The 20007-nt window shown below is 58.4% G+C and carries 17 protein-coding genes; 14 read left to right on the top strand and 3 right to left on the bottom strand.

The window, feature by feature from the left end:
- The first annotated feature begins 5 nt into the window (after positions 1 to 5).
- The 4 genes from FBY04_RS04290 (at position 6) to FBY04_RS04275 (ending at position 4071) form a co-directional block, all read left to right on the top strand.
- Positions 6 to 608, top strand: a complete 603-nt coding sequence (locus FBY04_RS04290; protein WP_145314606.1) for an amino acid synthesis family protein — start codon at positions 6 to 8, stop codon at positions 606 to 608.
- Positions 609 to 670: 62 nt separating this feature from the next.
- Positions 671 to 2278 (top strand): bifunctional 3-(3-hydroxy-phenyl)propionate/3-hydroxycinnamic acid hydroxylase, encoded by a 1608-nt coding sequence (locus FBY04_RS04285; RefSeq protein WP_145314605.1) that lies wholly within the window; start codon positions 671 to 673, stop codon positions 2276 to 2278.
- Positions 2275 to 3054, top strand: a complete 780-nt coding sequence (locus FBY04_RS04280; RefSeq protein ID WP_145314604.1) for a 2-keto-4-pentenoate hydratase — start codon at positions 2275 to 2277, stop codon at positions 3052 to 3054. Before FBY04_RS04285 ends, FBY04_RS04280 begins: the two co-directional genes overlap by 4 nt.
- Before the next feature lie 75 nt (positions 3055 to 3129).
- Positions 3130 to 4071 (top strand): helix-turn-helix domain-containing protein, encoded by a 942-nt coding sequence (locus FBY04_RS04275; RefSeq protein WP_145314603.1) that lies wholly within the window; start codon positions 3130 to 3132, stop codon positions 4069 to 4071.
- Positions 4072 to 4264: 193 nt separating this feature from the next.
- Here the strand turns inward: FBY04_RS04275 and FBY04_RS04270 are convergent, their stop codons facing one another.
- Entirely contained in the window at positions 4265 to 5092 is an 828-nt protein-coding gene (locus FBY04_RS04270) for a helix-turn-helix domain-containing protein (RefSeq protein WP_145314602.1), read from the bottom strand.
- 185 nt (positions 5093 to 5277) lie between these two features.
- Between FBY04_RS04270 and FBY04_RS04265 the strand changes: the two genes are divergently transcribed.
- From FBY04_RS04265 to FBY04_RS04245, 5 genes are read left to right on the top strand one after another with little or no spacing between them, the layout of a single operon-like run.
- Positions 5278 to 6417, top strand: coding sequence for a tyramine oxidase subunit B (locus tag FBY04_RS04265; RefSeq protein WP_111449697.1), 1140 nt, complete (start codon positions 5278 to 5280; stop codon positions 6415 to 6417).
- Between the two features lie 34 nt (positions 6418 to 6451).
- Positions 6452 to 6874, top strand: a complete 423-nt coding sequence (locus tag FBY04_RS04260) for a RidA family protein (protein ID WP_145314601.1) — start codon at positions 6452 to 6454, stop codon at positions 6872 to 6874.
- Positions 6875 to 6928: 54 nt separating this feature from the next.
- Positions 6929 to 8242 carry an FAD-binding oxidoreductase gene (locus FBY04_RS04255; RefSeq protein ID WP_145314600.1) on the top strand — a complete coding sequence of 438 codons (1314 nt, stop codon included), beginning with the start codon at positions 6929 to 6931 and terminating at the stop codon, positions 8240 to 8242.
- 12 nt (positions 8243 to 8254) lie between these two features.
- Complete coding sequence (locus FBY04_RS04250; RefSeq protein WP_145314599.1) at positions 8255 to 9103, top strand: alpha/beta fold hydrolase; 849 nt, start codon at positions 8255 to 8257, stop codon at positions 9101 to 9103.
- Positions 9100 to 10320 carry a multidrug effflux MFS transporter gene (locus FBY04_RS04245; RefSeq protein ID WP_145314598.1) on the top strand — a complete coding sequence of 407 codons (1221 nt, stop codon included), beginning with the start codon at positions 9100 to 9102 and terminating at the stop codon, positions 10318 to 10320. The genes FBY04_RS04250 and FBY04_RS04245 overlap by 4 nt, the downstream gene beginning before the upstream one ends.
- Positions 10321 to 10484: 164 nt before the next feature.
- On the opposite strand, the gene FBY04_RS04240 is transcribed toward FBY04_RS04245, so the two are convergent.
- Entirely contained in the window at positions 10485 to 11375 is an 891-nt protein-coding gene (locus FBY04_RS04240) for a LysR family transcriptional regulator (RefSeq protein ID WP_084321418.1), read from the bottom strand.
- A gap of 167 nt (positions 11376 to 11542) precedes the next feature.
- On the opposite strand from FBY04_RS04240, the gene FBY04_RS04235 reads away from it, so the two are divergent.
- From FBY04_RS04235 to FBY04_RS04215, 5 genes are all read left to right on the top strand, one after another.
- Positions 11543 to 12625, top strand: a complete 1083-nt coding sequence (locus FBY04_RS04235; RefSeq protein ID WP_084321416.1) for a 4-oxalomesaconate tautomerase — start codon at positions 11543 to 11545, stop codon at positions 12623 to 12625.
- Between the two features lie 44 nt (positions 12626 to 12669).
- Entirely contained in the window at positions 12670 to 14001 is a 1332-nt protein-coding gene (locus tag FBY04_RS04230) for a dicarboxylate/amino acid:cation symporter (protein ID WP_145314597.1), read from the top strand.
- A 140-nt stretch (positions 14002 to 14141) separates the two neighbouring features.
- A complete protein-coding gene (locus FBY04_RS04225; protein WP_084321412.1) occupies positions 14142 to 15446 on the top strand; it encodes a CitMHS family transporter in 1305 nt (434 codons plus the stop codon).
- Positions 15447 to 15538: 92 nt separating this feature from the next.
- Positions 15539 to 16792, top strand: a complete 1254-nt coding sequence (locus tag FBY04_RS04220) for an OprD family porin (protein WP_145314596.1) — start codon at positions 15539 to 15541, stop codon at positions 16790 to 16792.
- Positions 16793 to 16872: 80 nt separating this feature from the next.
- The gene (locus tag FBY04_RS04215) at positions 16873 to 18546 is read left to right on the top strand and encodes a methyl-accepting chemotaxis protein (protein ID WP_145314595.1); all 1674 of its coding nucleotides are present in this window, start codon (positions 16873 to 16875) and stop codon (positions 18544 to 18546) included.
- A gap of 140 nt (positions 18547 to 18686) precedes the next feature.
- Here FBY04_RS04215 and FBY04_RS04210 read toward each other — a convergent pair whose 3' ends face one another.
- Positions 18687 to 19982 (bottom strand): MFS transporter, encoded by a 1296-nt coding sequence (locus tag FBY04_RS04210; protein ID WP_145314594.1) that lies wholly within the window; start codon positions 19980 to 19982, stop codon positions 18687 to 18689.
- Between the last annotated feature and the right edge of the window lie 25 nt (positions 19983 to 20007).

The raw sequence follows: 20007 nt of genomic DNA, 5'->3' as shown, positions 1-20007 counted from the left end.
CCCAGATGAAAACCGCGAATTTTGCTTCGTATCACATCCGCAAGTGGTACAGCTTTGTCGAAGAAACCCTGGCCAACGAAAGTGGCCAGTTGGCCGATGGCGAGCCGCTGTTCAAATATGCCGTCGCCGCCGTGATCGCCAACCCCTATGCCGGCCGCTACAGCGAGTCGCTGACAGAGCTGATAGAACCGTCGCCGCTGCTGGGCGAAGAGTTCGGTCGTCGCATTCAGGCGCTGGCCGGCTCACGGGATATTGTCAGCTACGGTAAAGCTTGCATGGTGGGCAGCCAGGGCGAATACGAACACGGCAATGCGTTCCTGACCAACCCGGCTGCCGATCCGGTGCGTCTGGCGCTGGGCGGAGGAAAATCCTGGGTGCCGTCCACCGGCAAACGGGGCGCCCCGGGTTCAACCATTGATGTGCCGTTGGCCCACAAGGATGCACTGTATGTACGCTCCCATTACGACAGCATGTCCCTGATGTTTGGCGACGGCCCCGCGCCGGATGAGGTGATCGTGATCTGGGCCTTCGCCACGCGCGGGCGCTTGCATGCGCGGCTGGGCGGTCTGCAGGCGGCAGACGTCAAAGGTATTGATGGACTGCACTGATTTCAGGCGCATGGATTTAGCGGCGTCGGATTAAAAACACAACAAGAAAGCGGTGAATAGAGATGAAGCAGGAGAAGACCCAAGTTGTCATTGTCGGCGGCGGCCCTAACGGGATCACGGCCGCGCACTATATGGGGATGTACGGTATCGACTGCGTCGTCCTTGAACTTGCCGACGGCGTACTGCCTTACCCTCGCGCAGTGGGCATGGATGATGAAGCACTGCGCGTGTTGCAGGGGATCGGCATCGCCGAACTCGCCGTGCGCGACATGATCTGCGATGTACCGCTGCGCTATTACAATGCTCGCGGTGTGTGTTTCGCCGAGGTCAAGCCGAGTACCGCCCATTACGGCTGGCCAATGCGCAATATTTTCATGCAACAGTTGCTGGAAGGCACGTTGCGCGAAACCCTGGAGCAGCGTACCAGCGTTGTGTTGCGCCAAGGCCATGAAATGCTCGAGCTCGAGCAGGACGGGCAGGGCGTGACATTGCAGGTACGCGATGCTCAAGGCGAGATTTATCAACTGCGGGCTGACTATGTCATCGGCGCCGATGGCGGACGCTCTACTGTGCGTAAAAAGCTCGGTATCGAGCTGTCGGGGCTGACACATGCGCGCAAATGGGTGGTGGTCGATACGGCCAATGACACCCTCGATGCACCCTACACCGCACTGCATGCCGACCCGGAACGGCCCTTCGTGTGCATCTATCTGCCGTACCAGCAACGCCGCTGGGAGTTCATGCTCCTGGAGGGCGAAGATGAGGCGAAGATGTGTGACGAGAGCACCATTCGCCACTTGATCCGTGGGCATATCGGCAACGCGGTCGATCAGTTGAACATCATCCGCATCCGAGCCTATACCCACCACTCCCGTGTCGCGGTGCGGTTTGTCGAAGGGCGTGTGGCGCTGGTGGGCGATGCCGCGCATATTTCTCCACCCTGGGCCGGGCAGGGCCTCAATTCCGGGCTGAGGGACGTGGCCAACGTGGCCTGGAAACTGGCGGCGATCATCCAGGGCCGTGCCTCGCACTCGATCCTTGCCAGCTACGACCAGGAGCGCCGTGGGCATGCCACCGAGCTGGTGGCTCTGGCCGACAACATGGGTGCGGTACTGGGAATGACCAACCCGCTGATGGCCGGCGTGCGCGACTGGTTGTTCCAGGCGGTGAACACTGTCGACAACCTGCGCTCGCACCTGCTGGAGTTCAAATTCAAACCCAAGGCCACCATCACCAAGGGCTTGGTCTATCACGAGCGTGCCGAGTTGCGCGAGGACGATCTGGTCGGCCAGCTGTTTGTTCAACCGTACATCGAAGACGCCCAGGGCCAGCGTCGTCGCCTGGATGAGGTGCTTGGCAATTCCTATGCGGTGCTGGGTTATCGGGTGAACCCGCGCGAGCAACTCAGCGAGGAAATGGCTGCTTATTGGGCGCGCTGGGACACGCGTTTTATTCAGGTCAATCGTTCGCGCAGTGGCATCGGACGTGGCCAGCCGTTGACGGCCTCGGACGCCATCAGTGTGGAGGACGTGGATAATCGCCTGGGAGAATGGTTCTCCAAGGTGCGTGACTGCATCGTGGTGGTGCGCCCGGACCGGTTTGTCGCCGCCATTACCACACCAGAGAGGCTTGAAGGTGTGCTGCGCAAACTGGCGGAGCAACTGTCATGAACAGCGGTAACGCGCTACTTGACCGGCTGCATCAGGCAACGCGCACGGTGCAAGCCATTGCGCCACTGGCCCCCGAGGCGATAGATCGGCTTGCGGGTTATGCGCTGCAGCGCGAAGCGCTGGAGCACCGCGAGGCCGCAGGTGAGCGATTGAGCGGGTGGAAGGTCGCCTTCGCCGGCAGCGCCGCGCAAAAACGCTTTGGCCTTGACGAACCGGTGTATGGCGGCCTGATGGATGCCATGATCGTCGAGCCGGATACGGCAGTGACGTTCTCGCGGTTGATCCAGCCCAAGCTGGAGATCGAATTGGCATTTGTGCTGGGGCGTACCTTGGTGCCGGGAGACTACCGTGACGAGGATATTCTGGCAGCCATCGGCGACGTGGCACCCGCGTTCGAGATCGCCGACTGTCGTTGGCAGGGCTGGGATTTCGGCGTGGGCGCCTTTCTTGCCGACAACGCGGCGGCGGGGCTTTATTGTCTCGGACCGCGCATCCCTTTCGATCCTGTACACCACGTCAACGTAGCGTATCGCCTGGAGTGTGACGGCGCGCTCTGCGGTAGTGGTGATACACGCGATCGGGAGGACAGTCCGCTGGCCAATCTGTGCTGGCTGATTCGGCGTCTGTTGGCCGACGGTCAACGTGTGGAGGCTGGGCAAGTCGTGCTGTCCGGGGCGTTGTTGCCGCCGATGAATATCCAGCCCGCCACGTACAGCCTGCACATGCTTGGCATGGAACTGGCTTTGATTTTCACGGCGGACGCCGCCCCGGTGTGAACGATAGCTGCCGTCACGGATGACTGAGTCCCTTTCAGGCCGATAAACAAACGGGGCCACCGAGGAACGACGACCATGCTCGCTGAAGTTCGAACCTTCAATGACCCTCAACAGCACGCTGGCTCCATCCAGGGCTGGCGGCAAGTGTATGACCAACTCGGCCGTGGCTGCCTGACCAGCGAGCTGCGGCAGTTGTCCTCCGATCGCTTTCAAATCTTCCAGGAAGTGCTGGACAAACGCGTGGTGCAGCGCGGCTATGCGCCGAAAGGTCGGCTGTGCGCGGCCATGTCGTTAGGCTGCGCGCCGGTGGTGCAGGGGCAACAGGTGGGCACTCACAGCGTGGTTCTGTTGCGCGACGGCGAGGAGTTTGTGTTGCACGCCCCTGAAGGCATGCACTTCTTCGCGCTCAATGTCGACGCGGTGCGCTTCGCCAAACTGGCGGCCTTCGAATTGTCTGACGATCAGCTCAAGCGCCTGAAGACCACGTCCCAACTCAGCGTGGATGACGCGTTGCTGTTGCGGATACGTCAGCGCATTCACCCGCTGTTTCGTCACCTTTTGGAACAGACGGACGCTATCAACTCAACCGCCGAGAAAATGCTGGAGGAAGAACTGCTCGGCGCGTTCCTCGATTTGTTCAGCCACGCCACCGATGAGGTACGTTGTCGTCGCGGTAATTTCGCCGTGAGTGCTTACCTGGTCAAGCGTTGCCAAGAGCTGATCGATGCCAGTGGTGATACTCCACTGAGCATTCTCGACCTGTGCGAACACCTGCGGGTGAGTCGCCGGACTCTGCAGAACAGTTTTCAGGCAGTGACCGGAATGCGTCCGGTCGAATACCTGCGCAATCTACGTCTCAACGCGGTGCGACGCCGCTTGATCACAACCTCTGCCTGCACTCACAACATCAGTGAGATCGCGATGGCAATGGGCTTTTTTCATCTGAGCCACTTTGCCTCGCATTACCGACAATTGTTTGGTGAGTCACCGTCCGAAACGCTCAGGGCAATGCGTTAAAGACCTGATGTGCGGCTGACGCTTTCCTCCCACCCGATTTCCTTTTTCCTGGCTGATATTCAAGCGCTCATGAATTGTTGGTTTCGCTAAGCGAAGCTGGCAACTCGGCTCGCTGAATATGCCTTGCCGTGTTCGAAACACAGGGAATTACCGAGGGGTGATGAAGGCGCGCGTTTGCTTTTGAAGGGGAGGGTCAGGCGTAGTTGATCCGGTCGGTATAGGCGTTCTGGGCCATTTTGCGTTGATAGTCGCAGGGCGTTGTACTGACCAGTTTCTTGAAGTCGCGCAGGAAGTGCGATTGATCGGAAAAGCCCAGGTCGAGGGCCAGCTCCGAAAACGACACATCGTGTTGGGTATTGAGGGTGTCCAGGGCGGCCTGGCAGCGGATGATTCGGCAAAAGGTCTTGGGTGACATGCCGGTGTCCTGACTGAACTGTCGGTGCAGCGTGCGGCTGGTGTACCCGCTAAGGTCTTCCAGTTGCTGAATACGGATATCGCCGCGGTGGCGCAGCGCCTGCTGAATGACCATGGCCGTGAGCGTTGACGTTTTACCCATCAGGCGGGGGGCGAGGTAGTCGTTGAACAACCGCATCTGATCGCTCAGCAGCGGTGCTTGAACGATACTTTCGAAGATGCGCTGGGCGAACCCCGAGACCTCCAGCAAGTCGAGTTCGCTTTCAGTCAATTCTTCGGCCAGCACATTGATAAATCCGGGAATGACGCCCGGTGAAAAGCGCACGCCAAAGTAGTGATGGTTCTGGTGTAACTCGACCGCTTGGGCAGCCAGCGGCGTGCCACAGATCCGGGCGGTAGGGCGAGTTGCATCACAGTCGAAAACAATATCCACGCAACCGTCCGGCACGGCCAGCAGGTTGGCTGATTGAGCCACATCGAAAGCATAGAAATGCGAGATCGCCGGGTGTTCGGAGGGCATGACCGAATACCGTGAAGAGTTGAGCACGAACCAGGGCTGTTCGTTCGCAGTGTGGTGCCTGGGAGGCGGCGCGCACTGTTTGATCATGGTTGCACCTTCGATGAGCAGCGATACGGGATTTTTCACGCATTAATCACGCCAACTATTGCGCGTCGACCAACCGGGCATGTCCGAAATTTACAATACCGCCGAAAAGCGCGCCCTGATACTCGAGGTCGACAGCGTGGAGCTGCGCCTACCGCAGCGATATCACCTTCAGCCCGAGAATAACTATGTCTACAAATACAAAAATCGACTTCATCTACCTCTCCGAGCAGGACATGATCCGCGCGGGCGTGACTGACATGCTGGCGTGCGTGAACACCATGGAGGAGATGTTCGGCCTGCTCTATGCCGGTGACTATCGCATGGCCGGTCCGAACAATGACTCCCATGGCGCGATGGTGATCTTCCCGCAGGACTCACCCTTCCCGAACATGCCCAAGCCCACGGCTGACCGACGCATGATGGCCATGCCTGCCTACCTGGGCGGCAGCTTTTGCACCGCGGGCGTGAAATGGTACGGCTCCAATATCGCCAACCGCGAAAAAGGCCTGCCGCGCTCGATTCTGATGTTTACCTTGAACGACCCCGACACCGGCGCCCCGCTGGCCCATATGTCGGCCAACCTGCTGTCCGCGTACCGCACCGGTGCGATTCCCGGCGTGGGCGCGCGCCATTTGGCACGCAAGGACTCGAAAGTCGTCGGCCTGCTCGGCCCGGGTGTGATGGGCAAGACTACGCTGGCGGCATTCATCGCGGTATGCCCGCACATCGACACACTGAAGATCAAAGGTCGTGGCCAGAAGAGCCTCGATAACTTTATCGCCTGGGTCAAGGAAACCTATCCGCAGATAACCACGATCGAAGTGGTCGACACCCTTGAAGCGGTGGTCCGCGACTCCGACCTTGTTACTTATTGTAGCTCCGGTGAGGTGGGCGATCCCACGACCTACCCAATTGTGAAGCGCGAATGGGTCAAGCCAGGTGCCTTCCTGGCGATGCCTGCCTCCTGCTCCCTTGACGACGGGATGGAACAGCGCGACGTCCGCAAGGTGCTGGACAACACCGGTCTCTACCAAGCCTGGTTTGAAGAACTGCCCAAGCCTGCGCATCACTGCGTGCCGGTGATTGGCGTGCGCTTCATGGACATGATTGCCGAAGGCAAGATGCAACTCGATGAAGTTGAGGACATCGGCAAGATCATCGCCGGCGCTGCGCAAGGCCGTAGGAACGATGAAGAAATCATCATCATGTCGGTGGGCGGCATGCCCGTGGAAGACGTGGCCTGGGGCACGGTGGTGTATCGCAACGCGATCGAAAAAGGCATCGGTGTCACCTTGAACCTGTGGGAAACCCCGGTTCTGCGTTAAGCCATCCATCACTTATTTTGAAGAGGCATTCCACATGACAAACATCATCAAGCTCAAGACCGGTTCCCCGTTTGAAGAACAGGCCAGCTATTCGCGCCTGGTGGTCGTGGACAACTGGATCTACGTGTCCAACACCGCAGGCCGCAACCCGCAGACCAAGCTGATTCCGGAAGATATCCTCGAGCAGACGCATCAGGTGTTTGCCAACATCGAGACGGCCCTGGCGGCGGTCGATGCGAGCCTGGCGGACGTGGTGTGTTCGCGGGTGTTCATTCAGGACCCCAAGGATGTACCGGCCGTGATGGCGCTGATCGGCGAAAAGTTTCGCGGCGTTGATCCGGCCAGCACCGTCACCTGTCCGCCCTTGGGGTCGACGGTCTACAAGGTTGAGCTGGAAGTGACGGCGTATCGCAACGCGTCGAAGGCGCACGTTGAAGTCATTCGCCTGTCGCAGTAACTGTCACGCGGCCGTGCGCAGGTGCGGCCTTCATTCGCTTACCGAGTCTTGATCATGGCACCCACAATAGCGCCCGTGAATACGTCTACCGTGTTTCCCTCCGCAACCTCTGTCGTCATCATTGGCGGCGGGATTATCGGCCTGACTGCTGCGTTGACATTGGCCGAACGCAATATCTCGGTGGTGGTGCTGGAAAAAGGCCATATCGCCGGTGAGCAGTCGTCACGCAACCTGGGCTGGGTACGCAAGACCAGCCGCCACGCGGCCGATATCCCCCTGGCCCTTGCAGCGGACCGCTTGTGGGCAAAGATGCCTGAGCGAGTAGGGGCGGATGTCGGGTATCGCCAGGAGGGCATCATGTTCGTGGGCCGCAACCCCTCGCAGATGGCGATGCATGAAGGATGGCTCAAGTCGGTGGAGCATTTGTCACTCGATTCACGGCTGCTCAGCAAACGCGAAATTGGCGAGCTGGTGCCAGGCGGCGTGGGTGACTGGGCTGGCGGCATCTTTACCCCCTCCGATGCGCGTGCTGAACCGACGCTGGCAAGCAGCGCAATCGCCAAGGCTGCCATGGCCTTGGGCGTGGTGATTATCGAGCAGTGCGCGGTGCGGACGCTGCAGATGTCCGCCGGTGTGGTCAGTGGCGTGGTCACGGAGAAAGGTGAGATTCGCTGTGATCATGTGCTGCTCGCAGGGGGGATGTGGTCACGGCGCTTTCTGGGCAACCTCGGTGTGTCGTTGCCGACCTTGCCCTTGACCTGCTCGGTGCTACGTACTCGCCCAATGGAAGGGCCGACGGAAATTGCTGTCGGCGCGCCTGACTTTTCGTTTCGCAAGCACAATGACGGCGGCTTCATCATTACCCAGCGCGGCAAACTGGATGCCTTCCTGACACTCGATCACCTGTTGCTCGCCAAGCAATATATGCCGCAGTTCCGTGCGCAACGCAGCGTTTTGAATGTGTCGTTAGGCAAACCTTTTTTCAATGACCTGGCGCTTGCCCGGCGTTGGACATCCGACAGCGTCAGCCCATTTGAACGCGTCAGGGTGCAGGACCCGGCCGCCAACCCGCGGCTCAATAACGATGCAATGAACAACCTCATTGCGGCCTGGCCGGTGTTTGAACAGGCGCGGATCGCCCAGGCCTGGGCAGGCACTATCGACGTCACGCCGGATTCGAACCCGGTCATAGGGCCTGTCGCGCAAATTCCGGGGCTGACCGTGGCCACCGGCTTCTCAGGGCACGGTTTCGGCACGTCGCCGGCGGCAGGCCACCTCGCGGCGGATCTCGTCAGCGGTCATGCGCCGATCATTGATCCAAGCCCTTATCGGTTCGATCGTTTCCAGGTCGGTCGAAGCCACGCATAAAGGAACCAACCGATGCCATCTGACAGCTGTTTCTTTACCAACCGTTCTGGCTTGCGCCTGCACTTTTTGCGCTGGGGTGAATCGACCGGCGTTCCCCTTGTGCTGTTGCATGGCTTGCGGGCTTATGCACAAACCTGGGAATCGCTGGTGCAATCTCTGGGGGCGGGCTACTGCATCTATGCCCTGGACCAGCGCGGTCGAGGACTGAGTGACTGGGCCGCGCCCGGCAGCTACCACACGCAGTCGTATGTCGAGGACCTTGAGGACTTGGTCGCCCATGTTGGCTTGTCGCGTTTTGTATTGCTGGGGCATTCATTAGGGGGCGCCAACGCCCTTGAATATGCTCGGCAAAACCCGGGGCGATTGATTGGCTTGATGATCGAGGACATCGGCCCCGGCTCCTCAATCCAAGGCGATGGCGCCGCGCGCATTCGCCGCGAGATGAGCCAGACGCCTTTGCAGTTCGATAGCTGGGAGGCGGCACGCACATTTTGGCAGGCTTCGCGCCCTGGGCTGTCGGAACAGGCCCTGGCGTCAAGGCTCGCTCATTCGATGAAAGAGAACGAGGGCGTGATCACCTGGCGTCATGATCAGCAGGGTATTGCCGAGGCGCGCCTGAGTATCGAGCCGACAGACCTGTGGCCGGCGGTGCGCGCACTGGATTGCCCGACCCTGTTCATTCGTGGCGGCCGCTCGGACTTTCTGCCGCCCTCGACGCTACAGGCGATGTGCGCCAGCAATCCGCACGTGCGGACGGTGGAGGTCGCAGGCGCCAGTCACTATGTACATGACGATCAAGGCGAGGTGTTCAACGCGCTGGTCGCAGGCTTTCTCAAAAGCCTTGAGCTCCCGGGCCAATGAAACCCACGGCGCGACTGATCGCACTGCTGGCGTCGCTGACGGCCTTTGTGCCGTTTTCCATCGATACCTATCTGCCCAGCCTGCCGCAGATCGCCACTGACCTGTCGAGCAGTACCTCCCAGGTGCAACACACGATCAGTGCCTTCCTCGCCGGGTTGTGCCTGGGCATGCTGTTCTATGGGCCGCTGTCGGACCGCTATGGGCGTCGCCCACTGTTGCTGGGCAGTCTCGTGCTCTATGGCCTGGCGACCCTGGGCTGTCTGTTTGCCGACAGCATCGAACAACTGACTGCATGGCGATTTCTACAGGCCCTTGGCGGGGCCGGCGCACTGGTCTTGGCGAGGGCCATCGCCAGAGACCTGTTCGGTCTGGCACAGGCGGCCAAGGTATTGTCCTGGATGCATCTGCTGACGATGATGGCGACGTTGGTCGCGCCAATGATCGGTACCTGGCTGGTGCTGATTGACGGCTGGCGCACCATATTCGCAGCGTTGTTCATTCTGTGTGGGCTGTGCTTGCTGATGGTGAGTGTGGGACTGAAGGAGAGCCTGCCAACACAGGCGCGCGGCACCTCGCTCAAGGGGGCGTTCGCCGCTTACCCGGGCATCGTCCGACAACCTCGGGCGGTGGCGCTGATCCTGTGTATGTCACTGGCCTTTGGCGGCATGTTCGCTTTTATCACCGCCTCACCTTTTGTGTACGTCGTGTATTTCGGCGTTTCGCCGCGCACCTTCAGTTGGCTGTTCGGCCTGAACATCCTCGGTATCATCGTGGTGACCTTTATCAATGCCCGCTGGGTCACTCGCTTCGGGCCACAGCGCATGCTGGGAGTGGGCGCCGTGCTGGCGGGCGTCGCAGGGCTGGCGCTGATGGTGGCGGGGTATACGCAGTGGGGCGGGCTGACGAGCATTGTGCTTTGCATGGTGCTGTACATGGGCGTCACGGGCTTGCTGGGAGCCAATTGCACGGCGAGCCTGATGAGCATGTTCCCGGCGCAGGCGGGGGCGAGTGTCGCCCTGGGTATTTCAGTGCAATTCGCCAGCGGAGCGCTGGCCAGTCTGTGGGTCAGTCGCTTGGCCGATGGCACCCCATGGCCCATGTGCCTGGTGGTGGGAAGCTGTGGGCTTGGCTGCCTGGTTGCGTATGGCATCTCGATTCGCGTACCTGTCAGCCCCGTTGCGGCGCGGGATGACATGAGTGCACCGTTTCAACCCTGACGCGGGTCATCCCGCGCTGGGTGTTACGCTGACAAAACTGCGTTGCAATGGGTGATGCGCAACTGTTCACAGATATCCAGCACGGCAATCGGCTATTCACGCACCCAAGGTAGGAGCCGTATGTGGTCGTCACGCACGTACGGATCTGTGCGGGGGGAATTGCGTCATTTCTCCCACTGTTCCAGCAGTATTGACACGAATTTTTCCGCTGCCGGAGAAAGTGAGGCGCCTCTTCGGTAAACCAGTCCCAGCGATCGGTTCACAATAGGCTCTATCAAGGGGACGCTCACCAAGGTTGGATGATCCACCGCCGGCATTGCGAGGCTCGGCATTGCCGAAACGCCTAATCCAGCTTCTACCAGGCCCAGCGATGTAGAGAGGTGTTGCACTTCATAGAACCACTGCGGACGCCAGCTCAAGCCCGACAACGCGTGGTCCAGCAACATGCGGTTGCCGCTCAGGCGACCGACCCCGATAAGGCGGTAATTGCTCAGTTCAGACCAGGTGACCGAACTGCGCCCGGCCAGCTCATGATCGCGTCGACAAGCCAAAACAAAAGGCTCGTTGACCAACGGCACAAACTCAATGTCTGGGTGCTGGCCGCTCATCATGTTGATGCCAAAGTCGGCTTCGCCACGCAGAACAGCCTCCAGTCCTTCGTTCGCACTGAGATCAAGCAAGCGAATGCGGATTTGTGGGTAGCGCTCGTTGTAGAGGCGGATCACCGACGGGAGGAAGTAGAAGGCTGCGGTGGGGATGCAGGCGAGGGTGACACGACCGCTCTGCCGCTCCGCCAGCTCGCGGATGTTCAGTATCGAGTCGTCGAAGTCATCCAGTAAGCGTCGTGCCTTGGGCAGGAAGTCTCGCCCAACGCTGGTGAGGCTTACCCTTCTTGTCGTTCGATCAAGAAGCGCTGTTCCCAATCCCTCTTCAAGCTTTTTCATTCTTCGACTCAACGCAGGTTGAGAGAGATGCAATGCATCGGCAGCTTCGTGGAAGCTTCCAAGTTCTGCGATCTTCACGAAAGATCGGATGTCATTGAGCTCATAATTCACTTTTTTTATCCCATCAGAGGAGCGTTGTTCAGCCCGGTCATCCTAGGTTTATCATTCGTCAAACGCAATAATCAGGCTGATATTTGCATTGGAAACAATTTTGAAAGCCTGCGACTCTTGCTCACAAGACATCAATAACCCCCATTGATCAACAAGAGTCAGTATTCATGCAACGAATTCCCTGTGTGCTTATGCGCGGTGGTACTTCCAAGGGCCCGGTATTTCTCGCCTGGGATCTACCTGTTGCAATCGAAGAGCGTGATGAGCTGCTGCTCAACCTTATGGGTTCTGGCCATGAGCTGGAAATTGACGGTATCGGTGGCGGTAGTCCACAAACCAGCAAAGTGGCGATCGTCAGTCCTTCGTTGCATCCTGACGCGGATGTCGACTATCTGTTCGTTCAAGTCATGGTCTCCCAGCGTCGAGTCGACACTGCGCCCAATTGCGGCAACATGCTTTGCGCCGTTGGGCCGTTCGCCATTGAACAGGGGTTGGTAAAAGGCACCAAAGACCTGACCCTTGTGCGTATTCGCAACCTCAACACGGGGACTTTTGTGAACGCCGAGGTACAGACCCCGGGTGGCAAGGTCAGCTATGAAGGCGACACCGCCATCGATGGTGTGCCGGGTACCGCCGCTCCTGTGCAACTGACCTTCCTGGATGCGGCGGGCAGCAAGACGGGCAAGCTTTTCCCGACGGGGCAAACGCAGGATCTGATCGACGGTATTGCAGTGACCTGCATCGACATGGCGATGCCGATGATGATCGTCGAAGCCGGCCAGTTGGGTAAGCGCGGTGATGAAAGTCCTGCTGAGCTGGATGCCGACAAAGAGTTTCTGCGTCGCCTGGAATCCTTGCGACTGCAAGCTGGCCTGGCAATGGGCCTGGGTGATGTCAGCGACAAAGTGATCCCCAAGCCAGTACTGGTTTCACCGGCCAAGGCTGGCGGCACAATCCAGGTGCGCTACTTCATGCCACACAACTGCCACCGGGCCTTGGCGATTACCGGCTCCATCGGTCTGGCTACAGCTTGCGTCACTGAAGGCAGTGTGGTCGCGCAATTGCTCGGCGGGGTTAGCGAGCCGCGCTTGCAGCAAGTACGCATTGAACACCCAAGTGGTGGAATAGATGTCGTATTGTCCTACACCGGCGCTCAGGGTGAGACCATTCGTGCCTCTGTGGTGCGTACATCGCGCAGGCTGTTCTCCGGTTTTGTCTACGCCGCGGCTTCCCGACGACTTGCCGGATAATTTCCCCTAGTCATTGCCGTTCTTGCATCAGCACAATTCTAAAAATGGGTGATGCCATGAAAGTTGTAAAATCGCTCTACTTCCAGATTCTCTTCGCCGTGCTGTTGGGCGTGCTGGTCGGACATTTTTGGTCGCAACAGGCCATTGCCTTGAAACCGCTGGGTGATGCCTTCATCAAGCTGATCAAGATGATGATCGCTCCGGTGGTGTTCTGCACCATCGTCACCGGCATCGCCGGCATGAGCGACAAACGCTCCCTCGGGCGTCTGTTGAGCAAGACCATGCTGCTGTTCCTGGCGCTGACCGTGATCAGTTTGATCATCGGCCTAGTGTCGGTCTACTTGTTCAAGCCCGGTGTGGGCATGAACATTGACCCCACCCAGTTGAGCACCCAGGGCCTGTCGCAGTACACCGATTCCGCTGCGAAGCTGGGAGTGGTCGAGTTTTTCATGCACATCATCCCCGACACGTTCATCGGTGCCTTCAATAAAGGCGAAGTGCTGCCGGTGTTGTTCATCGCGGTGCTTTGCGGTTTTGCTCTGTCGGCCATAGGCGAGCGTGGCAAGCCGGTACTGGATGTACTGGAATCCGCCTCGCACATGGTGTTCAAGATCTTCTCCTACTTGATGCGCTTCGCTCCGGTCGGTGCCTTTGGCGCTTTGGCCTTCACCGTGGGCCAGTACGGTATTACATCGCTGGGCTCGTTGGCCAAGCTGATCATGACGTTGTACATCGCCTGCGCCTTCTTCGTCTTTGTGGTGCTGGGGAGCATCTGCCGGGCGAATGGCTTCAGTCTATGGAAGTTGCTGCGCTACTTCCGCGAAGAATTCCTGGTGGTGCTCGGGACTTCCTCCACCGAGCCGGTGATGCCGCGGATGCTGGAAAAGTTGCAAGCCCTGGGTTGCAAAAAAGGCGTGGTGGGGCTGGTGCTGCCAACGGGTTACTCGTTCAACCTCGACGGAACGGCGATCTACCTCTCGCTGGCAGCGGTGTTCATTGCTCAGGCCTGCAACATCGAGCTGAGCCTGACACAGACCGTGACCATGCTGGCAATCATGCTGTTGTCCTCGAAGGGCGCGGCAGGCGTCACCGGCGCCGGTTTTGTCGCGCTGGCGTCGACACTGACTGTGATCCATGACATTCCCTTGGCCGGCCTTGCTCTGCTGATCGGGATCGATCGCTTCATGTCGGAAGCCCGGGCGTTGACCAGTCTGGCAAGCAACGCCGTGGCCACCGTGGTGATGTCCATCTCGGAGAACGCCTGCGATCGCGAAACGCTGATGCGGACACTGGACGGCAAACCTTCGCCCGCAGCGACCCCGACCCTAGTTCAGAACCCGGATTGGGATGGCCTGAAGGTCACGGAACAGGTCTAACCGGTCGCAGCTGAATCGAGCCCCCTTAAATACCTCAAAGAACACCCCCGCCAGGCACCGTTGATCGGGCCGTCTGGCGGGCACGGGGTCGTGCGCCTGCGCATCGGCCACGCTACTGATAAGAACAAGAGAACTGACCTATGCTCGCATTTCTTGGTTTGGCCATGGTGGTGGTTTTCACCTACCTGATAATGTCGAAACGCCTATCGCCGATTGTCGCCCTGACTGTGGTGCCGATAGTGTTTGCGGTGATTGGCGGTTTTGGTGGCACTACGGGCAAGATGATGCTCGACGGCCTGAAGATGGTTGCGCCTTCGGCTGCGCTCCTGCTGTTCGCCATCCTCTTCTTCGGCCTGATGATTGATGCGGGGTTGTTCGACCCGTTGATTCGCAAGATTCTCAAGCGCGTAAACGGCGATCCGATGAAAATTGCTATCGGCACCGCGCTGCTGTCACTGGTGGTCGCGCTCGACGGCGACGGCACAACCACCTACATGATCACCTGCGCGGCAATGCTGCCGTTGTACAAGCGTATCGGCATGAATCCGATGATTCTGGCGACCATCGCCATGTTGTCCTTGAGTATCATGAGCGGCATGACCCCATGGGGTGGCCCCGCTACAAGGGCAATCGCGGCACTGGGCCTGGATGCCGGCGAATACTTCGTGCCCTTGCTGCCGACCATGATCGGCGGCGCGATGTGGGTGGTGTTTACCGCTTTCCTCCTGGGCCGTGCCGAGCGTAAGCGCATCGGTAATGTGCAGCTACAAAGCGGTGGCGGTAATTGCTACATCGACGCGATCCTAGGCGATACCCCGCACAAGCGGCCTAAACTTGCCTACGTGAACCTGTTGCTGGTGATCGCGGTCATGGTCGCGCTGGTCATGGGGATCATGCACTCGGCGATCCTGTTCCTGATCGGCTTTGTCCTGGCACTGATGATCAACTACCCGCAACTGGATATTCAGAAAGAACGCATTCTTGCCCACTCGGGCAACGCCATGACTGTCGTACTGTTGGTGTTTGCCGCCGGTATCTTTGCCGGGATTTTCTCGGGCACCAAGATGGTCGATTCTCTGGCGCAAACGCTGGTTGACTGGATTCCGCCATCCTGGGGGCATCTGTTCCCACTGGTGGTGGCGATCACCAGCATGCCGCTGACTTTTGTTCTTTCCAACGATGCCTACTACTTCGGGGTTGTACCTATCCTGGCCAACGCGGCCGCTGCCTATGGCATCGACCCGCTTGAAATCGCCCGGGCCTCGATACTCGGACAGCCGGTGCATCTGATGAGCCCTCTCGTGGCTTCGACCCTGTTGCTGGTGGGGATGGTCGATCGCGATATCGGTGACTTCCAGAAAGCCACCGTCAAATGGGCAGTTCTCACTTCCCTGGTGATCACGGCTATAGCCCTGTTGACCGGTGCGATCAGTCTCTTCACCTGATTCAACCACACCATCTGTTCTTTCCTGACGCGCCTCATCAGCGAGGCGCGCGACGTCCTGCACTCCAAATAACAACAATGAGTAGTTTGCCAATGACCACTTTGCATACCCAACGGGTGCTGTTTTCATTTCTTGGTTTGTTGCCGCTGGCCAGTGCCAGTGCAGAAGGATTTATCGACGACAGCAAGCTCAAGCTGCAATTACGCAACGTCTATTTCAATGAAAATTTCCGCGACGAGCATGGCTTGAGTGCCAAAGCGGCCAGGACGGCCAAGAGCGAACGAACCGAGTGGGCCCAGGGATTCCTGCTGGATTATCAGTCGGGATTTACCCCCGGCACGATCGGGTTTGGTGTGGATGCCCTTGGCTTGGTCGGGGTCAAGCTCGACTCAGGCCGTGGGCGCAGCGGGACTGGCTTGTTGCCCGTCCATGATGACGGTCGTGCGGCCGACGAATTCGCAAGTATGGGGATGACCGCCAAGGCCCAACTGGCCAAGACCACGGTCAAATACGGCACCTTGCTCCCCAAGACTCCGGTGCTGATCTACAACGATGCGCGCTTATTGCCGCAAACCTACCAAGGCACTCAAATCAGTAGCGTCGACATTCAGAACCTCACCCTCACCGGGGGTTATCTGGATCGATTCAAACTGCGTGATTCCAGCGACAGTATGCCGATTGTTCCTGACGGCTACAGCGGTGATAAATCCGGAGATTTCAGCTATGCCGGCGCCGAATACAAGCTCGGGAAAAACATTCGTTTGAGTTACTTCTACGGCGAACTGGAAAACTTTTACCGTCAGAATTTTGCAGGTATCCAGCACGACCTACCCTTGGGCGGCGGTGTACTGACCAGTGATTTACGCTACTTCAACAGTGTCGACACCGGCTCTGCCTACAGCGGCAAGATCGATAACAACATGCTGAGCGGGCAACTGTCCTATGCCATTTCCGGCCACACCTTTGGTGGCGGATACCAGACCCTGAGCGGCGATGCCGGTTTGCCCTTCATCAGTGGCGCGACTGTCTACTCGTTCAGCAACGCCGGGATAGGTAAATTCATCGAGGAAGATGAGAAGACCTGGATGCTTAACTACGGCTATAACTTTGCCGCCCTCGGTGTGCCGGGCCTGACTTTCTCTACTCGCTATCTGAGCGGCAACGACGGTAAGTCCAACACCACGGTAAAAGAGTGGGAGCGTGACGCCGAACTTGCTTATGTAGTGCAGCAAGGCACCTTCAAAGGGCTGGGTGTGCGGTTGCGTAACTACGTTTACCGCTCTGATTATTCCCGTGGCCGGGATAGTAATCGGATCTACTTTACCTACGACATCGCGCTCTGGTGATTCCCTGATCGCGGCCTCGCGATATTCGCAGGCCGCCTTTTCAGCCTCGGCCTCACAGGATTGGGTGAAGGATTTCAACGATGTCGTTTAAAACCAAAATACTGTTGCTGACCTTGTTTCCGGTGATGTTGTTTGCCCTGGTTTCAGGTTTGAGCACCCGCGGCACTTTACAGTCCCAGGCCGAGCAAGAAGTCGCTCAGACCCGCGAGCGACTGCTTGAGGAGAGCCGTGCTCGGCTCAAGGATTACGCGAGCATTGCTCGCACTTCCATCGCCGAACTTTATGATCGGGCTGCTGCCGGGGATCCGTCCAGCCGAGCGTTGGCGATCACCCGCTTGTCGAAAATGAAGTACGGCGATGACGGCTATTTCATCGGTTATGACAGCCAGGTTGTACGCCTGTTTCGCGGTGAAAGCAGCGAAGGCATCGGCACCAACATGAGTGATCGCAAAGACATCAACGGAAAATACTTGAACCGCGAAATGGTCGCTGCGGCAAAAAACGAGACTCACTTCGTCACCTATTCGGGTGGGTTGGTCAACACCGATAAGGTGGTGGCGAAGCTCGCATATAGTTTTTATTTGCCCAAGTGGGACATGGTGGTGGTCACGGCGATCAATCTGGACAGTATTGAAGTTCAGGTCGCCAAGGTGCGGGCTGATGTTGATGCGCGGTTGCACAGCTTGATGTACAGCATCGCCATCATTGCTTGTGTGCTGGTTGGCATTATCGGTGCGTTGGCTTTACTGCTGGTCAAGCGCAGCTTGCGTCCCTTGACCCTGATCCGGGCCCACCTTGATGAAATCGCTGCGGGCGAGGGGGATCTGACGCGGCGTCTGCCGGTTGTCAGTCGAGATGAGTTTGGGCAACTGGCCGGTTCGTTCAATGCGTTTATCGAAAAGATTCACAGCCTTGTCAGCCAGATTGTTGCCATGAGCGAGCAGTTGAATGGATCCGTCAGTCGTGTGGCCGATCAGAGCCGACAAATTGATCGTGCCATGGACAAGCAGCGTCAGGAAACAGACCTGGTGGCTGCGGCCATAAACCAGATGTCGGCGGCGGCGCAGGAGGTGTCGGTCAGCGCACAAAATGCTGCAGAGGCAGCCGTCGAGACCGACAAGCAGTCCCGGCACGCCAGGCAAATTGTCGATGGCAGCATTACGCGAATTCAGGCGCTGACCGTTGAGCTTGATGAGAGCGGTATTTCCATGAAGCATCTTCAAAGCGATGTAACGTCTATCGTCTCCGTGCTGGATGTCATTCGCTCGATTGCTGAACAGACCAATCTTCTCGCGCTCAATGCGGCCATTGAAGCCGCCCGTGCAGGTGCTGCCGGGCGCGGTTTTGCGGTGGTTGCTGATGAAGTGCGAGCGTTGGCCAGCCGTACCCAGCGGAGTACCCAGGAAATCCAAGCGATGGTTGAGCGCCTCAAGAGCGCTACTGGAGGGGTGGTCAATGCAATGCACCAATCCACCGAAGCCGCTCAAGGCGCTAACGCTCAGGCCGACCAGGCGGGTGAGTTCCTGGGCAACACTGTCGAGCTGATCGCGACTATCAATGCGATGAACGCACAGATCGCCAGTGCTGCCGAGGAACAGACCTCGGTGGCGGAAGAGATCAATCGTGGGGTGCATCAGATCGCGCGCGCAATTGACGCCGTTGCCAACCAGACTCAGCTCGGGGTCAAGACAGTCGACGAGATGCATATGATCGGTAATCGCCTGCAAAGCTTGCTGGGGCATTTCAAAATTTGATGCCGTCCTGCTCGGCGCTTATCAGGACGATGGGGCAGGGTGTTGGACAGGACAGATGCGTGGCAGGCCTGCATTGATACGAAAGACGAGTCAATGCAGGCAGGGTAGAGCGATTGAACGCCAACGAAACCGCTCGTTGATCAAGCGTTGACTGTCACTACTTTTTGCCGGCGATACAAGATCGTCGTCGCTGTGAAACCACACAAAGCGGCAAACATCAGCCAGTAGGCAGGCGACGCCTTGTCACCGGTTGCCTGCACCAGGATTGTGGATACGGCGGGTGTGAAACCGCCAAAAAAAGCGGTCGCCAAACTGAATGCCAGAGAAAATCCCACGACTCGTACGTTCTGCGGCATCACCTCAGTCAAAGCTGCAACCATCGCGCCGTTGTAAATGCCAAAGAAGAAAGAGAAGTACAACAGCACGGCGAGCAGGCGTTCAAAGCTTGCCGCTGCGGCCAGCCAATGCATGGCGGGATAAGCGGTGAACAGGCACAGCAAGGAAATCGCCAGCAACAAGGGGCGACGGCCGATACGGTCGGAGAGTGTGCCGCCGATGGGTAGCCAAATGAAGTTGCTCAGGCCGACGAAGAGCGTGACCACCAGACTGTCGGTGGTGCTTAGGTTCAGTACAGTCCTTCCGAAGGTGGGGGTGTAGACGGTAATCAGATAGAACGTGGTGGTGGTCATTGAGGCCAGCAAGCCCCCCGCCAGCACTGTTCGCCAGTTGTCTTGCATCGAGCGAAACACTTCATTGGCACTTGGGTGGTGCGCGCGTGCTTTGAACGCATCGGTTTCCTGTAGCGAGCGGCGAATGACGAAGATGAATGGAATAATCACGCACCCTATAAAGAAGGGGATCCGCCAGCCCCAGGCGGCCACTTCGGCAGCTTCCATGGACGCGTTTATCGTGTAGCCCAAGGCGGCTGCAAGAATGATTGCCACCTGCTGGCTTGCCGACTGCCAACTGGTGTAGAAACCGCGGCGACCCGGCGTGGCGATTTCAGCCAGATACACTGAAACGCCACCCATCTCCGCCCCTGCGGAGAAGCCCTGCAACAGTCGTCCCATCAATACCAGTACAGGTGCCGTGACACCAATGCTGGCATAGCCCGGCACGAGTGCAATCAATACCGTTCCCGCTGCCATGATCGACAGTGTCACGATCAATCCCTTGCGCCGCCCCACCTTGTCGATGTATGCCCCCAGCACGATAGCGCCCAGTGGGCGCATCAGGAATCCCGAGCCGAATACGGCGAAGGTCATCATCAGCGAGGCGAACACGCTGGTGGCAGGAAAGAACGTCTGGGCGATGTAGGTCGCGTAAAACCCGAACAGAAAGAAGTCAAACTGTTCGAGAAAGTTGCCGCTGGTGACCCGTAGAATGGCGCCCAGCTTCGACCCCTTGGATCGGCTGTCTTGAGTTGTTGTTTTCATTATGGTTACTCAGGTGATCAATATT

The sequence above is a fragment of the Pseudomonas sp. SJZ080 genome (assembly GCF_007828295.1).
Classification (GTDB): domain Bacteria; phylum Pseudomonadota; class Gammaproteobacteria; order Pseudomonadales; family Pseudomonadaceae; genus Aquipseudomonas; species Aquipseudomonas migulae_A.
This window is presented reverse-complemented; position numbering and strand designations above follow the sequence as displayed.

Bases quoted from the DNA above. Each gene is read 5' to 3' on its own strand.
- FBY04_RS04215 (WP_145314595.1), top strand. From the start codon at position 16,873: ATGTCGTTTAAAACCAAAATACTGTTGCTGACCTTGTTTCCGGTGATG.
- FBY04_RS04230 (WP_145314597.1), top strand. From the start codon at position 12,670: ATGGGTGATGCCATGAAAGTTGTAAAATCGCTCTACTTCCAGATTCTC.
- FBY04_RS04210 (WP_145314594.1), bottom strand. From the start codon at position 19,982: ATGAAAACAACAACTCAAGACAGCCGATCCAAGGGGTCGAAGCTGGGC.
- FBY04_RS04275 (WP_145314603.1), top strand. From the start codon at position 3,130: ATGCTCGCTGAAGTTCGAACCTTCAATGACCCTCAACAGCACGCTGGC.
- FBY04_RS04255 (WP_145314600.1), top strand. From the start codon at position 6,929: ATGGCACCCACAATAGCGCCCGTGAATACGTCTACCGTGTTTCCCTCC.
- FBY04_RS04270 (WP_145314602.1), bottom strand. From the start codon at position 5,092: ATGATCAAACAGTGCGCGCCGCCTCCCAGGCACCACACTGCGAACGAA.
- FBY04_RS04290 (WP_145314606.1), top strand. From the start codon at position 6: ATGAAAACCGCGAATTTTGCTTCGTATCACATCCGCAAGTGGTACAGC.
- FBY04_RS04285 (WP_145314605.1), top strand. From the start codon at position 671: ATGAAGCAGGAGAAGACCCAAGTTGTCATTGTCGGCGGCGGCCCTAAC.
- FBY04_RS04225 (WP_084321412.1), top strand. From the start codon at position 14,142: ATGCTCGCATTTCTTGGTTTGGCCATGGTGGTGGTTTTCACCTACCTG.
- FBY04_RS04250 (WP_145314599.1), top strand. From the start codon at position 8,255: ATGCCATCTGACAGCTGTTTCTTTACCAACCGTTCTGGCTTGCGCCTG.
- FBY04_RS04220 (WP_145314596.1), top strand. From the start codon at position 15,539: ATGACCACTTTGCATACCCAACGGGTGCTGTTTTCATTTCTTGGTTTG.
- FBY04_RS04245 (WP_145314598.1), top strand. From the start codon at position 9,100: ATGAAACCCACGGCGCGACTGATCGCACTGCTGGCGTCGCTGACGGCC.
- FBY04_RS04260 (WP_145314601.1), top strand. From the start codon at position 6,452: ATGACAAACATCATCAAGCTCAAGACCGGTTCCCCGTTTGAAGAACAG.
- FBY04_RS04235 (WP_084321416.1), top strand. From the start codon at position 11,543: ATGCAACGAATTCCCTGTGTGCTTATGCGCGGTGGTACTTCCAAGGGC.
- FBY04_RS04265 (WP_111449697.1), top strand. From the start codon at position 5,278: ATGTCTACAAATACAAAAATCGACTTCATCTACCTCTCCGAGCAGGAC.
- FBY04_RS04280 (WP_145314604.1), top strand. From the start codon at position 2,275: ATGAACAGCGGTAACGCGCTACTTGACCGGCTGCATCAGGCAACGCGC.